Origin of the sequence: Pantoea sp. ME81, from assembly GCF_903970985.1 — a bacterium.
GTDB lineage: Bacteria > Pseudomonadota > Gammaproteobacteria > Enterobacterales > Enterobacteriaceae > Pantoea > Pantoea communis.
The window spans coordinates 1-15574 of record NZ_CAJCKS010000116.1 but is presented as its reverse complement, the minus strand read 5'-3'; the positions used below and the strand labels follow the sequence as shown (position 1 = coordinate 15574).

Below are 15574 nucleotides of genomic sequence, written 5' to 3'. Positions count from 1 at the left end.
TGATCAGGTTGGCGGGATCGTCCGACAGCACTGCTGAAGATCCCACCAGCGAGGGATAGAAACGCTGAGCATCGTGGGTTCCGCGCCCGTCACTGGCGTGGCAGGTGGCACAGGCGCCGTTGTAAAGTTGCGCCCCGCTCATCGCATCGCCGGAGACATAATCGGTGATCTCATTTTTCATGCCGGTTTCAATGGCCGACAGCGGTGTAGGCTGTGGCGCTACTGACGGGGCTTTACGATCCGCGCCGCCAATCGCAGGCACCTGCTTCAGGTAGTGCGCCATTGCCTCCAGATCGCTCTGCTGCATTTTCGAGAACGAGTTCTGCACCGCAGTGCCCATCTCACCCGCGGCAATTGCTTTACCGTGCAGCGCACCGGTGCGCAGGTAAGTGACAATCTCCGCTTCGCTCCAGTCACCGATACCTGCCTGTGCATCTGGCGTGATATTCGGTGCTGTCCAGCTGCCAACCTTGCCGCCCGACAGGAAGCGATCGCCCTGTTCCGCCATCATGCCGTTTCGTGGGGTATGGCAAGTGGAGCAGTGCGCCAGCGTGCGCACCAAATACTCGCCGCGTTCTGCACTGCCTGCGGCCGCATCGCTGCCTGGCACTGACGAGCTATCCAGGAACAGCAGATTCCACATCGCCATCACCGGTCGGAAAGAGAACGGGAACGGCAGATCGGTTTCAGGCGCTGGATGATCGTCGGCTGGCACACCGAGCATCAGATAGGAATAAAGTGCGTGGATATCCTCATCTGAAAGTCCGGCAAATGAGGTATAAGGCATCGCCGGATAGAGGTAATGATTGCCCGGTGCTTTGCCTTTGCGCATCACCGCAGTGAAATCCGCCAGGCTATAGTTGCCAATCCCAGCGGTTTTCGACGGCGTAATGTTGGAGCCGTAAATCATCCCCATCGGTGACTGAATCGCGTAACCGCCCGAGAAAGGTTTGCCACTGTGCGGATCGCGATGGCAGGCCGAGCAGTCACCGGCGGTGGCCAGATATTCCCCTCGCTTGACCAGATCCGGCGAAGCATCCTGTGCCTGCACGGCACCGGCCAGCAACAGGCTTGCCGCAGCCAGATGTCTGATAGGTTTGCGCATGATCAGATCTCCCTCGCGATGGTATCGGCCATACGCAACGCCAGCGCGATCCCCGTCAACGTAGGGTTCACCGTGGCAGAGGTCGGCATCACGCCGGTGGTGGCGAGGAACAAATTGGGATGGTCCCAGCTACGACAATGCGCATCGACCACCGAATCACGCGGGTTATCCCCCATAATAGTAGTGCCCATGATGTGATACTGATTGCGCCAGCCGGTCGGGGCTTCAATCACTTCACCGTTAAAGGCCTGCAGGAAGTTAGCGAAATCCTTGTACGCCTGCGGGCGCATACCGCGCACGTAATCATCAAGATGGTAATTGACGTTGAGCATCGGCAGGCCAATTGAATCTTTGCGATCGTAATTTGGCGTCACGCGGTTGGTCGGACTTGGCAGCGTTTCACTCATGGTACTGATGTTCATGATGCGCGAGGCGCGGTCGCGAATCGCATCATCCAGCGCTTGCCCCATCATGCCTTGCTTCAGCAGCGGCACAGTGACATCAACGTTGGGCACCAGGTTACGCAGTGAATAACGGATCGCCGAGTGCTGTGCGCGACTGGCTTCATCGCGGCGATTGGCGATAGTACCGTGCTGCACTGAACCGCGCCCGGTCCACAGCGGCTCGTCGGCAAGGAACGTCAGGCTCAAACCGGTGTGATCCATCAGGTTACGACCGACCTGATCGGAACTGTTGGCCACTTCATTCATCAGCAGCAGCTTCGGCGTTTCCAGCCCGTGAGCAGCGATGATGAAAGTTTTGGCGGTAAGGCGCGTGTCTTTGCCATCGGGCTGACGGTAGTGCAGCGCGACGATCTTGTTACCTGCGCCTTTCTCCAGCTTCCAGGCCACACATTCGGTGCGTAACTGCACGCCCAGCGCCACCGCTTTATCGACGTGCATATCGCCGGAATACATCGCGCCAATCGGGCAGATCGGTTCGCAGTTGTTGTTACCCGCGCAAGCCGGACGGCCATCATAGGGACGTGACACGCGGGCGTGCGGCTCATGGATCACCTGATAACCCATCGGGCCCAGCTTTGATTGCATGCGCTGCACCATATACGGCTTGGCTTCCGGCGGCAGCGGATATTCCGCTGAACGTGGCGGATAGTGACCGCGCCCTTGCCCACTTTGGTCCTCATCGGCGGTGCCGACCACTCCTACTTCGCGCTCAGCTTTGACATACCAGGGCTCCAGCTCGCTGTATTCAAACGGCCAGTCGCGGCCAACGCCGTAGACGCTTTTCAGCTTGAAGTCGTTAGGTAACAAGCGCCAGCAGGCGGATGCCCAGTGACGCGTACTGCCCCCGGCCACGCGTAAGTAGCTGGTGACGTATTCGAAATCATCATCCCCTTTGGCATCGATATAGCCTTCGGTGTAAGAGTTGGGTGCCCACGGCAGATTCGGATATGGCGTGCACCAGTTACGTTTACTGGCGCCGTTTCGGTAGTTTTCCACCACTTTCCAGCGTGGAATATAAGGCCCTGCTTCCAGCATAATCACCGATTTGCCCGCTTTCGCCAGCTGATAAGCGGCGTTGGCGCCCAGCGCACCGGAGCCGACGATCACCACGTCGGCATCAAATTCACTCATGATGTACCTGCTCGATTCTTGTTATAGGGTATTGTGCTGCGCCAGCATCGCCTCGGCTTCCACGAGGGTTTTGGCTTTGCCCTGCACCATCAGTAACCAGGGTGCATCAGGCTGTTTAATCTGCTTTGCGGCGAGAGGCGATTGATCGCCCCATTCGCGGATCAAGGTGGGCATCGGTGGCGCTGTCACGCCCGGAGGCACTTCGGCCCAGTAATCACCGCCCGCTCTGGCATAACTTGGGCGAATGGTGTGATCACGCGTTGGCTCATACATCAGCGCCGACAGGAAGGTCACGAAGTGCGCGTCATCCACCGCTTTGGTCGTAGACGGATGACCGGTATAGCCGAGATACCACGGCGAAATAATCGTTAGCGCGGTCTTCACATCCGCGTCATCGAGTTGCGCGACGATCTGCTCACGATCTTCGCTATGCAACGCATTGAGACGCGTCATCAGGCGCGCTAGCTGAGCCGGGAATCCTGCATCCTGTTCACACAGCAGCGTCCATAACCGTTCAGAAATGCCGATATCGAGGCCACGGCGTCCGGTTAACAGTTCACTGGCGCGCAACAGCAGTGCTTGTGAGGCATCAGCAGGTGCGGCCAACAGGGGTTGCAACGGGATAGAAACGATGACCGGTGTGGCCATCATCAGTTGTAAAAAACGTCTTCTTTCCATGGCTAACCTGCTTTCAACGCCGACAGCGCGCCCTGCGCCGCTTCCGCATCCACGTTGCCATCTGGCGTGCTGACACCAATGGCGCCCACAACCACACCGTTTACTTTCACTGGCTCACCGCCAGGCAGCGGCACCACCACCGGGTTACCCAGCATGCCGACATTACCGGCAGCGATTTTCTGCTGGAAGCTGGACGTCGGCACGCCAAAGGCGGCGGCTGAGTGCGCTTTCTTCGGCGCGAGTTCGCTGTTGGCCAGTGTGGCACCATCCAGACGCTCATAAGCGATCAGCTGACCAAAAGGATCGACCACCGCAATCGCGCCGCCGATGTGATGGCTGCCAATAATCTGCTCAGCTTTCTCCACCAGCTGTTGCGCCTGGTGATGGGTTAATACGGCGACCTGGTTCACGGGTTCGGCGGCCTGGCTCGCGGCACAGAAAAGTCCACCGCACAGCAGCACTGTCGGGAGTTTCTTCATGGGTGTTATCCTGAATAATTAAAGGGTTAGGTGAAAATCTTAATGACGTGCTAGACGTTGCTGAATCAGATGATCGAGGCTCCATTTACCGCCGCCGTTCAGACACAGCATCAGGAAACCGGCAGCGCAGGAGATATTTTTTAACCACACCATCAGGTGTGCGTGGCTGTATCCCTGATAGAACAGGAATCCGGCCAGAACCGAGAACACCGCCATAAAAATGGCCGTGAACCGTGTCAGAAAACCAAAGGCAATGGCCAGACCGCCCCCCACTTCCAGCAGGATCACCAGCGGCAGGAAAAAGGCCGGAACACCGTTGTTCGCCATGGTTTGTAGGTTGTCTGCGTAGTGGGTGATTTTGTCGAGACCCGAAGCGAAGAACAGACCCACCGCCATGACGCGGCCGAGCACAGCGAAGAGATCTTTTGAGTGAGACATGATGTAACCGTTCTATTATGTAGTTGTTAATGAACCAAACGGTACACTCTATAACTTTAGTTACATTTATCATTTCGTGCGGCTAAAAAACGCGCAATGAATGAGTTGTGCAACTTTGCGGCGCACTTTGCTCAAAACAACGACGATAAAATAACTGAGGGGTGTCAGGGTACTGAGGGAGGTTTTTGAAGTAGATCACACTATTTATGCGGTCTTTAGCCTGCTGATATACGGCCGCTTCGCTCCGCTAACTCTGCGTTTTTAACGATTTTTTAAGTAAAAATCCTAAAGCGTATAGCAGAACACAATTCCAGCAACATGCGATCTGTTTGTTAACAAAATTCCAACGTTATGGCGTGTGACGATTCAACTTGCGTCTCAGGTCATTATTCCTGTCAGGAATGAATTAATAACCTTCGCAGAATATTTTTTATCGGTTGTCGATGCCAGGATGACGTAAACCCTATCGGAGAACCGACATGACTTATCGCTTTCTCGTGACCACTACCAGCCTCGGCCAGGGCGGCCGTGAACTGCTCGCTGAAGCAGGCTGTGTGGTCGATTATCTGGATGACGCCAATGACGTTGCGGAAGTTGAACAGCGTATGAGCAGCGTGGCGTATGACGCGGTGATCTCGCGCACCGTTGAATTGAACGCGAAAGCCATCAACGCTTGTCCAACGTTGAAAATCATCTGCAAACACGGCGTGGGCGTCACCAATATTGATGTGGTTGCCGCTACCGAACGTGGCATTCCGGTGCTGACCACGCCCGCCACCAATGCGCAATCTGTTGCCGAACTGACGCTGGCGCTGATGCTGAACTGCGCGCGCCGTCTGCCCTATTTTCAGCAGGAAGTCGCCGCCGGGCGCTGGACCCGCAGCGGTGATGGCGAAGAACTACAGGGCAAAACCCTGGGTCTGATCGGCTTTGGCGAAATCGGCCGCCGCGTGGCGCGCTTCGCGGGTGTGATTGGGATGCAGGTCGCATTTTTCGATCCCGCTGCTCCGGCTGATGGTGACTTTGAAGGGGCGCAACGCTGTACCTCGCTGGACGAATTATTGCCGCTGGCGGACGTGCTGAGTCTGCACTGTCCGGTCACGCCCAAAACCCGCTTGATGATCAACGCGCAACGCCTGGCACAGTTGCCTGCTCACGCCACACTGATCAACACCGCACGCGGTGAATTGATTGATGAAGAGGCGCTGGCTGCCGCATTACAAAGCGGGCAACTGCGTGCCGCAGCGCTGGACACGGTGACCATTGAGCCGCTGGCTGCCGCTCATCCCTTCCGCGCGCTCAGCAACCTGATCGTGACTCCGCATATTGGCGGTTCCACCCCGCAGGCATTGGATGCCGTTGCACAGAGCGCAGCACGTCAGTGTCTGGCTTTTCTTGATAACCAACAGATCAACCCATCCGCCTGCGTCAATCCGCAGGTGTTAAACCGGAGTTAACTTATGACCATCCATAAAGACTGGCCGATTGGCTATTTCATCGGTGAGCGCGGCGCACAGATTGATGCGGGCGTGATTGATGCCTTCCGTGCCTTGCCGGTGCCGAACATTGGCGACTCCATGGGGCGCAGTGTTGGTGCACTTGGCTTACAGGCGTATCACAACGATGCCAACCTGGTGCTGTGCGGCCCGGCGATCACCGTGAAGGTGCGTCCTGGCGATAACCTGATGATCCACAAAGCCATCGAGATGGCGCAGCCGGGCGATGTGATTGTGGTCGATGGCTCGGGCGATCTGACTCAGGCGCTGATCGGCGGCTTGATGCGCACCTCCGCCGTCACCAAAAAGATTGCCGGTTTCGTGATTGATGGCGCCGTGCGCGATCTGAATGAATGGGCAGAAGGCGGTATTGCCTGCTGGGCTCGGGGTAACACTCTGCGCGGCCCTTCCAAAGAAGGCCCTGGTGAAGTGAACACCACGGTGCACTGTGCAGGACTGGTAGTGTCACCCGGCGATTTGATCGTCGCCGATGCCGACGGCGTGATTGCAATCCCGCAGGATGAGCTGAGTGTGCTGCTGCCTCGCGTACAGCAACATGCACAGCGTGAGGAGAAGATCCGCGCCAGCAACGTGGCAGGCAACAACGACCCTGAGCGCTTCAACGTGATTCTGCGTGCGAAAGGCTGCCCGGTTTAACGTTAAAACCCTGAATCACCTGTGTTATCGGGCATGGCCATCCGGCCAGCCCTTAACAAACCATTATAAAAACAACGGAGTACCCTACCGTGCTGAAAAAAATTTCGCTGAGCGAGTCGATCCCCCCGCCGATGACCTGGCGTGACAACTTCACACCAGAAGAAGGCAAAGCATTTGGTGCGCAACTCTCTGCGCGTCTGGAACGCTTACCCGCCGCCCGCCCGCTGTGGCTGATTATTTTTGCGCTGGCGTTGGGGGGTTGGTTTGAAGTGTATGACGTGTTCCTGACCGCCTATATCGGTCCCGGTATGGTGCGTGAGGGGATTTTTTCCCACGGCAGCCATAACTTTTTTGATCCCCATAGCCTGGGGGCGTTTGTCGCGGCGATGTTCCTCGGGGTTTTCCTCGGCACCTTGTTGATTGCCAATCTGGCCGACCGCATCGGGCGCAAAAAGGTGTTTATCATCGCGCTACTGGTTTACGCGATCGCCAGTGGCATCATGGCGTTTCAGCACCATCCGTTTTCCATTGTGTTCTGGCGCATTGTGTCGGGGATTGGCGTTGGCGCCGAGCTGGTCACCATTGATGCCTATGTCTCCGAATTCATTCCGGCGCGTCTGCGCGGGAGGTCTTATGCCTTCGTGCAGGCCATCCAGTACACCTCGATTCCCACCATCGCTTTCCTCTCATGGCAGCTGGTCCCCCAGGAAATTCTCGGCCTGAGCGGCTGGCGTTGGGTGGTGTTGTTTGGCTGTATCGGCGCGGTGCTGGTGTGGATCCTGCGCATGGGCTTACCCGAAAGCCCGCGCTGGCTGGTTGAGCAAGGCCGTTACAAAGAAGCGGAAGACGTGGTACGCAGACTGGAAGCGCGCGTGGCTAAATCCACTGGCGCGGCGCTGCCTGCCATTGATAACCATTTGTTGCAGCCCATTGAATCTAAACCGGCAGTGAAAAATGAGATGTGGCGTCCGCCTTACCGCCGTCGCACCCTCATGCTGCTGGTATTCAACTTCTTTCAGTCGATTGGCTATTACGGTTTTGCCAGTTGGATCCCGACACTGCTGGCAGCAAAAGGTGTGACGTTCACCCACAGCTTGCTCTATTCCTTCCTGATTGCTTTTGCCAGCCCATTGGGGCCGCTGGTGGCAATGACCTTTGCCGATCGCATTGAGCGTAAGTGGCTGGTGAGTGGATCCGCGCTGGCCATTGCCCTCGTCGGCACGGTATTTTCCTGGCAGTCGCAACCGGTGATGCTGGTGACGTTGGGACTGCTGCTGTCGCTGGCCAACACCTGTATGACTTTCTCTTACCGCGCCTATCAGGCGGAATTGTTCCCTACGCGTTTCCGTGCCAAAGCGATTGGTTTGGTCTATTCGGTGAGCCGTATCAGCGGCATGTTGTCAGGCTTTACCATTGCCTGGGTGCTGAGTGAGATGGGGGTCAGTTCAGTGTTTGCCGTGATTTCCGGCGCGATGGCGATTGTGGTGTTTACCATTGGTGTGTTTGGTCCACGCACGCTGAATCGCCGTCTGGAAGAGGTGAATCCCTGAGAACGTGATGACCACAGAGATGTGATGACAATGTGTTTATGGCGGGATTAGGCCGCAGCCTAATCCCGTTTTCAATGGTGGTTATTTCTGTTCAGGCAGCGCGTATGCCAGCACATAATCGCCCACCGGCGTCTCCATAAAGTGATGCCCTGCCGCGACAATCACCAGATACTCACGTCCATTTTGCGTGTAGATCATGGGGTTGGCCTGGCCCCCTGCAGGCAGTTCCGTGCTCCACACTTCCTTACCGGTTTTCATGTCGATGGCGCGGATTAAGTCATCGGTGGCTGCCGCGACAAAGATCAGGCCGCTGGATGTCACCACAGAGCCGCCATTATTCGGCGTACCAATGTTAATTGGCAATCCGGTTGGCAGACCAAACGGGCCATTGCGACGTGCGGTCCCCAGTGGACGATCCCAGATAGTGCGGCCATCACGCAGGTCAATGGCGCGGATGCCACCATATGGCGGCTCTTTACACAGCATGCCGGTGTACGGCAAGCGCCAACCCGCATTCACGTTCACCGCGTAAGGCACGCCGATTTGTGGATCGCCTGCCCCTTCCGCATGACCGGTATCGTGTGGGTTATACGGGATTTCATCGCGGGGTTTCCAGCCCATCGCATCGGCTTTCGCACGCGGCACCAGAATGTTGTAGTTCGGCATATCGTTGTAGTTAGCAATGATGATGCCGCGAGTCGGATCCACTGCCACACTGCCCCAGTCAGAACCGCCGTTATAACCCGGATACTCAATCGAATGACGATCGGCTTCCGGTGGTGTGTACTGCCCTTTATAACTGGCTTGCTGGAACTGAATGCGGCACACCAACTGATCCACCGGTGTTAAGCCCCACATATCCTGCGGCGTAAGATCCGGTTTGCTCAGGTGATGGAACAACGAATAAGGCTGGGTTGGCGAACGCTGATCCGGCTCGACGCCGCCGCCGGGTACAGGGCGTTCCTCCACACCAAACAGCGATTTACCGGTGCGGCGATCTAACACATAAATCTCACCCTGTTTGGTCGGCATGATAATTGCCGGTGTCTTACCGCCGTTTTTATCCGGATAATCCACCAGCGTGGGCTGAGAACCGGGATCGTAATCCCACACGTCTTTGTGTGCTGTCTGGAAAGTCCAGGCCGGTAAACCGGTATCGATATTTAATGCCGTCAGTGAGACCGAATACTTGTTTTCAGCAGGCGAGCGCGTACCGCTCCAATAGTCACCGGAGGAGTTCCCGACCGGCAGATATACCAATCCTAACTTGTCGTCACCGGTGAACGAGGTCCAGACATCCGGTGAACCGCGTTTATAGGCATTAGGTCCTTTCTTCGGTGTCGCCGTATCCGGGTCGGCAGCATCCCATGCCCATTTCAGCGCGCCCGTGCGCACATCATAAGCTTTGATGACGCCCGGCGGGCCAAATGCGCGCTGTCCATCGATCGTCTGATGTCCCACTACCAACGTGTCGCGTATCACCACCGGCGCTGAGTTGATAGCCACATAGCCGTCGTAGGTTTCCCCCATATCTTCTGCGAGATTGACCGTGCCCTGATTGCCGAAACTGCGGCACACTTCACCGGTTTTAGCGTTCAACTCAATGATGCGGGCATCCAGCGTACCGAGAATGATGCGCTGCTGGCAGTCACTGTTATCACTGTTCGGTGCAACAGCCGCTTCCTGTCCAGTGGTGGCGTGGCTGTTGGTCTGACTGTCATACCAGGTTAACCCACGACAGGCGGCGGTGTACGGAATAGATTTGTCGCTGACCTTCGGGTCAAAGTGCCACTTCTCTTTGCCGGTAGCGGCATCCAGCGCAAACACCATATTGCGTGCGGTACAGGTGTAGAGCGTATCGCCCACTTTGATTGGGGTATTTTCACCGCCCCAACGCGCCTTGGGTAAATCACCTGTGCGGAATTGCCAGGCCAGCTTGAGGTCTTTCACGTTATCCGGGGTAATCTGGCTGGCATTGGCGAAACGCTGTGATGCCAGAGAACCGCCGTAGGTATACCAGTCACCATTATCTGGCGTGGACGCTTTCCCATTACCGGTATCCGCCATGAAGTTGGCCGAACCCGCAGCGGGTACATCGGTGGCCGGCGTTTCATTAAGTGGTGCAAAGGGCAGCGCAGCCGCAATCACAAAGGCGACAATCAGCACGACCGCCAGCGCGCGTGAAGCACCCCGACTGACGCGCGGCGCCAGATTGGGTAACTGAAAGGCAAACACGATGCCGAGAATCAGCATCAAGGCAAAGCGCGGCACCCAGCGCCAGTAATCCAGCCCTGACTCCTGAATGGTCCAGATCAGCGTGCCGACAAACACCAGTGCGAACCAGCCTGCACCGCTGGTGCGCTTCATCAATATCAGTACAGCAGAGACGATCAGTCCTATACCAGCCAGCACGTAGTACCAGTTTCCACCTAAGGCCACCAGCCAGCCCCCGCCTGCGGCCAGGATAATCCCCAGCAACAGCAGAATGAGGGCAAATAGTTTATTCCAGAACGAAAGTCTGGGTATTGGGTTAGCGATGTTCAAAATAATGTCCTTTGCCATAAACGATTGCAGGATTGTGTATTTTTTAAACTTCGCGATTAACTCTAGAATATCTGGAGGGTTATGCCGGGATATTTGGCAAATATGTTCAATAAGCGGCACTTTTTATCCGCTTAAATTCCTTATAGTTTCTGTGATAAATAGTTTGTTGAGGCGGGGGCAAACACCCATATCTAATCCCGATCAATTTTTGTCTGCGCATTTCCGCGACAAAATCCTGCTGTTTTTGATCTGGCGCAAGATCGCTACCTCACCATCCTGTCAGCTTATTCCTTACAGGGCGCATGACGCCAAATAACAAGAGGAATGCAACATGACAGGTAAATTAGGCTTAGCGGGATTGTTACTGGTTTGGCTGGTGTATGTGGCGTGGATGGTGAGCTATTACTCTGGAACATTTTCACTCTTCACCCATTGATCAACTCTCCATCACTTCTACAGCGATAGCCACTTCATTTTCCCAGATGGCGGCGCTCAGGTCGCCATCTGGCACACAGCCCCTTTCCTGGCTCACCTAAAATTTCAGCCTGAAATCGCCATCCATTTCGCCTTCTCATGCGGCTTACATTCGTTGGTGGGCTGAATGAACTGGCGTTTGAGCCGATTAGGCAGTATCATTCAAATCATTATATGAGCCGAATAAAGCGGCTTTATGGCTCATTAATTGAGCCTAACCACCAGACTGTTTGGCTCACTGGCAAATGAGATGAGGCGAATTATGTGGATATGGCAGCAACCTGAGTGGCCAAATTTTCGCTGGCAAGAGGAAAAACTCCTGCCACGATTGCGCTATCTTCAACAGCAGCGCGGCATTTTGCTGGGCCGCGCAAGCATATCCGATAACACCGATACGCAAACGTTGAATACTTTGCTCACCAACATCCTGTCTTCCTCCGCCATTGAAGATGAGCGTGTTAACGCCGAATCGGTCAGGTCTTCCCTTGCGCGGCGATTAGGTGTCTCGCTGGAGCAGCCCTATCCCGTTTCCGAACGATCTGAAGGACTGGCCACTATGATGATGGATGCCATCACTCAGCGCGATACGCCACTCACGTTTGAGCGGCTGTGTCTGTGGCATCAGTGGCTTTTCCCGTCGCGTGAATGGACGATTAAGCGTTTAAACGTAGGCGGTTTGCGCGGTGAAGAACCGATGCAGGTGGTGTCCGGACGCATCGATCGTCCAACTGTCCATTTTGAAGCGCCACCGCGTGATGGGCTTGAACGGCAGCTTGATCAGTTTATTCGCTGGTTTAATCAGAGCCATGACGAGGTTCAGCTCGATCCGCTGCTGCGCGCCGCCATTTGCCATCTGTGGTTTGTCACGCTACATCCCTTTGATGATGGCAACGGCCGTATTACGCGTGCGCTGACTGATTTGGCGCTGGCACAAGCAGACAGCCAAAGCATCCGTTTATATGCCATGTCGTCATCAATTCTGACCCGGCGCACGGATTATTATCGGATTTTGCAAGAGACACAGCGTGGCGATTTGGACATCACTGCCTGGATGCTATGGTTCCTCGATGTGCTTAATGACAGTCTGGAAGAGGCGCTGGCATCGGTCACGCGGATACAGAACAAAGCGAAATTCTGGCTGATTCATCACAATGCCCAATTGAACGCTGAGCAAAATCGCGTATTGAATCGCTTGCTCGATGGCGGAGAACAAGGGTTTGAGGATGGCATCAGCGCCAGCCAATATCAAAAAGTGGCAAAGGTCAGTAAAGCCACGGCGACGCGCCATTTGACAGAATTACTGGAGAAAGGTTGTCTGGAGAAATTACCGGGCGGTGGGCGTAGTACGCGTTATCAGATCAAGCTGTAGAGTGTAGTGAGGCAACAGGAGCGACATTCTCGCCGCTCCCAGCTCTCAGCTCTCAGCTCTCAGCTCTCAGCTCTCAGCTCTCAGCTCTCAGCTCTCAGCTCTCAGCTCTCAGCAAAGTATCAGGCAGCTTTAACCGCGCGCACTTTCTTTTCGGGTTTACCGGTGTCTGCTTCGGCAGAGGCTTCAGATTCCGCAGAGGGTTCAGATTCGACAGACGCCTCAGTCTCGGCTTCGGCTGACGCTTCTTCCTTTACTGCATCCGGTAATTTGCTGGTACGCAGGATATGCTGCACCGCATCCTTCTGTTCAGCCAGTAACATGCCTAACGCTTCAGCCTGTGCCTCATCCAGTTCAGGCTGATGCTGCTGCAGCCAGTCGGTGAAGGCGTCCGCCATATCGAGCATTTTGTCCCAGGCATCCGCGTCTTTTTTATTGGCAAACGTCATTTTTTCTTCACCCTTTCTGACAACAACATATTTGGTTTCGACTGCCATGATGCACCTCGGTTAACTGTATTTATATACAGTATATTCTAAGCAAACTTTTTTGAGCAAACATTTTCTGCTCATTAAGCCAGTAATTCTTCCAGGAACGTCGCCAGCGCTTTGCGCGGATCGTCCTCTTCTGAAACGATCATTTCGATGCCCCACTGCCCCAGCACTTCTTTAGCCACCGGATTATTGCGGTTGGTAAACAGGTAGGATTTCGGCCGTGCGGTCGCTAATCCCGTGCGGCCCCACATTTTCGTCAGGCGGTAGAATAACAGACGAATGTTAAAGTCACTGATGCTGTAACCGACAAACAACACCGAGTTGCCCATCACGTCATGCGTCAGTTTGATATCCAGCGGCGAATCGAAATAGAGGCGCTCAAAGTAGCTGCTCTCATCCAGCACGATGGACGTATCATCGTCAAAATCACCATGAAGTTTAATGATATGACGCTTGTCTTCGGTCAATGACACCAAATCTGCGGCATTCGCCACTTTGCTGTACGGCACATTGTGAGCTTCGTGCGCCATCTCCAGCCAGCGATCGTAATTGGTGGTATAGATGCGGGAGAAGTTACCTTGGGTGATCATGGTGTGAATTTCAGAGCTGCGCACGTCAATATCCGGGCGATGCCACTCACGATCCATCCAGCTGCGTAACGGACCGAGCGAACCTTTGCGCTGCTTGTAGTACTCCGCCAGCGAAAGATGTGTGCCATAAGTATTAAAGATCTTCGGATCGTAACCCAGTTCTTTGGCCAGATGCGCAATCAGCTCATGCCACTCCGGCAAACCCAGATTGCGTGAAATACCCGCGCCCGCAAACAGGATCAGTTTGCCTGCATCGTAGGCGCGTTTGAGTTCCGGTTTCATGCCAGTCCCCGTGATGTTTTTAGAAAGGTGGCGAAACGATCCAGTGCCAGTCGGCGCATGGATATTTCGTTTTTGAATTCACCCATTTCAGCGAAGGTCTGCGAATGGCCTTCTGGAATGAATACGCAGTCCCACTGAAACTCGCGCGGTCCTGCCGGTGCCGGTGCGATGGTGCCGCGCAGTTCACCCTCAAACTGGTACATTTTACGACCATCGCAATAGCCCAGCACGGTTTTGGCGGTCACGCTGGGGCTATCCAGCCCGCTAACCAGTTTGGTGAAGCGCTCAGCGTTCAGTCGGCTCCAGAAAATGCGCGTCAATCCGGCAGGCAAACCATTCAACCCATCCAGATACAGGCCGGTGTGCTCAACAAACAGTGGACGCCCAATGATGGAAAAGGCTTTGGTGAGTTTGTCACGTACCAGTTCAACTTCATTTTCTGTTTGGATCTCTTCGATGCGGCGGGCGATGGGAATGACTTCGACGCCGACCGGCTCCAGGATGGTGCGCACTTCGGCAAGCTTTAGCTCATTGGCAGATAGAAAGCGTATTTTCATTGCAACCAGTCGTTTTAAAGTGGGTTTCACAATCGGGCCAGGCCAGGCTGAATACGTGTCCAGCGCTTGTTGTTTTTGCCTCTGGCACTGCAACTACCTTAAGGCATTTAGATTTCATTCTAACGTGTGCACTTGCCATAGGGTAGGCACAATCGCGGTAATCATAAAATGCGCTGCGAGTTTTAAACCTCTTTTAACGCGCCGCATGCAGGCGGAAATAATCGACTTAAGTCACCTCAATCGGCCAGTTTTACCCGGATAAATGCTCATTTCCTCTAACATAGGTCAAATCATAATGCAGCTTGAATGAGTGTAAATAACGTGAAAACAGTTATGACAGCCGTCACGCTTTTCCTTAATATACCTGACTGAAAACATTAAATAATTATGACTATAAAACTGAGAATAGCTAATGATCTCTTATTTCAGTTCAGGATTTTCAATCATTCGCAATCTGCCGTTTGTTTTGAAAGGCGATAGCCTGGAAAAGAAATTGCGTTTAACCTTGTTGATCGCCGGGACATCCAGCATTGTTGCCGGTATTTACATGGTGTTGTTTAACGTTGTCAGGGGTCACCATGACATTGCCTGGTTATATGCTGCCAGCACTTTACTGGGTGGTTACATCACCAGTGCGGCCTTCTGCAGTGGCTTAAAACGCAACCTTTACATCATCGTGCATGCACTCTTATTCAGTATTATCCTGCTACTATTACTGGATAATTATCATTCAATTGTTAAGCGCTCGGAATACAATTATCTGATGGCTCTGACCATCGGTTCCGCGCTGGTACTACGCCAGCAATCAAATTACCTCAGTAAAATTTTTCCTCTCATTTGCCTGGCGTTTTATCTGCTGTTTATCGCCACGGGATTAACCTGGCAAAGTGGGGCTTTCAGGCTGAGCATACCTGAGGAACCTGGCTTCTATATTGTTAACTGCAGTGTGTCGATTATCGCGCTACTGTTAACCGTGTTTACGTCACGCGGTGATTATTCGGAGACAGACCTAATTAAACGGGAGCTTTCCAACGCCATCGAAAAGAACCAACTGGAGCTGTACTATCAGCCACAGGTGGATACCAATAAAAAGTTGATAGGCTTCGAAGCCTTACTGCGCTGGAAACATCCGGTTAAAGGACAGGCTACGACCGGTGCCGCCACCAATGGTGTTACCGAGGAAACCACCCAGCACCGCACCACCAATCGCGCCAATCACGTTATTTTCATCGCCACCCTGGATTTTAACCGGGCGAACCGACATATCTG

General features: G+C 54.3%; 13 protein-coding genes and 2 pseudogenes. 5 read left to right on the top strand and 10 right to left on the bottom strand.

All coding sequences use genetic code 11. The features are described 5' to 3' along the window. The 5 genes from H7A81_RS18755 to H7A81_RS18735 all read right to left on the bottom strand — a co-directional run. Positions 1-1105: c-type cytochrome (locus tag H7A81_RS18755; RefSeq protein WP_182058373.1), on the bottom strand; the 1105-nt coding region annotated here is incomplete at its 3' end. Between the two features lie 2 nt (positions 1106-1107). Beyond that, complete coding sequence (locus tag H7A81_RS18750) at positions 1108-2700, bottom strand: GMC family oxidoreductase (protein WP_182058372.1); 1593 nt, start codon at positions 2698-2700, stop codon at positions 1108-1110. Between the two features lie 21 nt (positions 2701-2721). Beyond that, entirely contained in the window at positions 2722-3378 is a 657-nt protein-coding gene (locus H7A81_RS18745) for a sorbitol dehydrogenase family protein (protein WP_182058371.1), read from the bottom strand. A 2-nt stretch (positions 3379-3380) separates the two neighbouring features. Continuing rightward, entirely contained in the window at positions 3381-3857 is a 477-nt protein-coding gene (locus H7A81_RS18740) for a heme-binding protein (RefSeq protein ID WP_034829790.1), read from the bottom strand. A gap of 39 nt (positions 3858-3896) precedes the next feature. Continuing rightward, positions 3897-4295: a DoxX family protein gene (locus H7A81_RS18735; protein ID WP_058961083.1), complete on the bottom strand. Its 399-nt coding sequence runs from the start codon at positions 4293-4295 to the stop codon at positions 3897-3899. Between the two features lie 479 nt (positions 4296-4774). Here H7A81_RS18735 and H7A81_RS18730 point away from each other — a divergent pair, with 479 nt between their 5' ends. The 3 genes from H7A81_RS18730 to H7A81_RS18720 all read left to right on the top strand — a co-directional run bounded on the left by H7A81_RS18730 (position 4775) and on the right by H7A81_RS18720 (position 7998). Further along, the gene (locus H7A81_RS18730; RefSeq protein ID WP_182058370.1) at positions 4775-5752 is read left to right on the top strand and encodes a hydroxyacid dehydrogenase; all 978 of its coding nucleotides are present in this window, start codon (positions 4775-4777) and stop codon (positions 5750-5752) included. 3 nt (positions 5753-5755) lie between these two features. Further along, positions 5756-6448: an RraA family protein gene (locus H7A81_RS18725; protein ID WP_182058369.1), complete on the top strand. Its 693-nt coding sequence runs from the start codon at positions 5756-5758 to the stop codon at positions 6446-6448. 89 nt (positions 6449-6537) lie between these two features. Beyond that, positions 6538-7998, top strand: a complete 1461-nt coding sequence (locus H7A81_RS18720) for an MFS transporter (RefSeq protein ID WP_182058368.1) — start codon at positions 6538-6540, stop codon at positions 7996-7998. Positions 7999-8079: 81 nt separating this feature from the next. Here the strand turns inward: H7A81_RS18720 and H7A81_RS18715 are convergent, their stop codons facing one another. Continuing rightward, a complete protein-coding gene (locus tag H7A81_RS18715) occupies positions 8080-10560 on the bottom strand; it encodes a membrane-bound PQQ-dependent dehydrogenase, glucose/quinate/shikimate family (protein WP_255478994.1) in 2481 nt (826 codons plus the stop codon). Between the two features lie 718 nt (positions 10561-11278). Here H7A81_RS18715 and H7A81_RS18710 point away from each other — a divergent pair. Beyond that, entirely contained in the window at positions 11279-12385 is a 1107-nt protein-coding gene (locus H7A81_RS18710; RefSeq protein ID WP_182058367.1) for a Fic family protein, read from the top strand. Between the two features lie 119 nt (positions 12386-12504). Here the strand turns inward: H7A81_RS18710 and H7A81_RS18705 are convergent, their stop codons facing one another. The 3 genes from H7A81_RS18705 to H7A81_RS18695 all read right to left on the bottom strand — a co-directional run bounded on the left by H7A81_RS18705 (position 12505) and on the right by H7A81_RS18695 (position 14305). After that, positions 12505-12879, bottom strand: coding sequence for a YebG family protein (locus H7A81_RS18705; RefSeq protein ID WP_182058366.1), 375 nt, complete (start codon positions 12877-12879; stop codon positions 12505-12507). Positions 12880-12953: 74 nt separating this feature from the next. Then, positions 12954-13748 (bottom strand): SIR2 family protein, encoded by a 795-nt coding sequence (locus H7A81_RS18700; protein WP_034829783.1) that lies wholly within the window; start codon positions 13746-13748, stop codon positions 12954-12956. Further along, entirely contained in the window at positions 13745-14305 is a 561-nt protein-coding gene (locus tag H7A81_RS18695; RefSeq protein ID WP_058962360.1) for a non-canonical purine NTP pyrophosphatase, read from the bottom strand. Before H7A81_RS18695 ends, H7A81_RS18700 begins: the two co-directional genes overlap by 4 nt. A 412-nt stretch (positions 14306-14717) precedes the next feature. On the opposite strand from H7A81_RS18695, the pseudogene H7A81_RS28000 reads away from it, so the two are divergent. Continuing rightward, a pseudogene (locus H7A81_RS28000) lies at positions 14718-15389 on the top strand (EAL domain-containing protein); the annotation flags it as partial. A gap of 54 nt (positions 15390-15443) precedes the next feature. Here the strand turns inward: H7A81_RS28000 and slyB are convergent. Continuing rightward, positions 15444-15574, bottom strand: a pseudogene (slyB, locus tag H7A81_RS18685) (outer membrane lipoprotein SlyB); the annotation flags it as partial.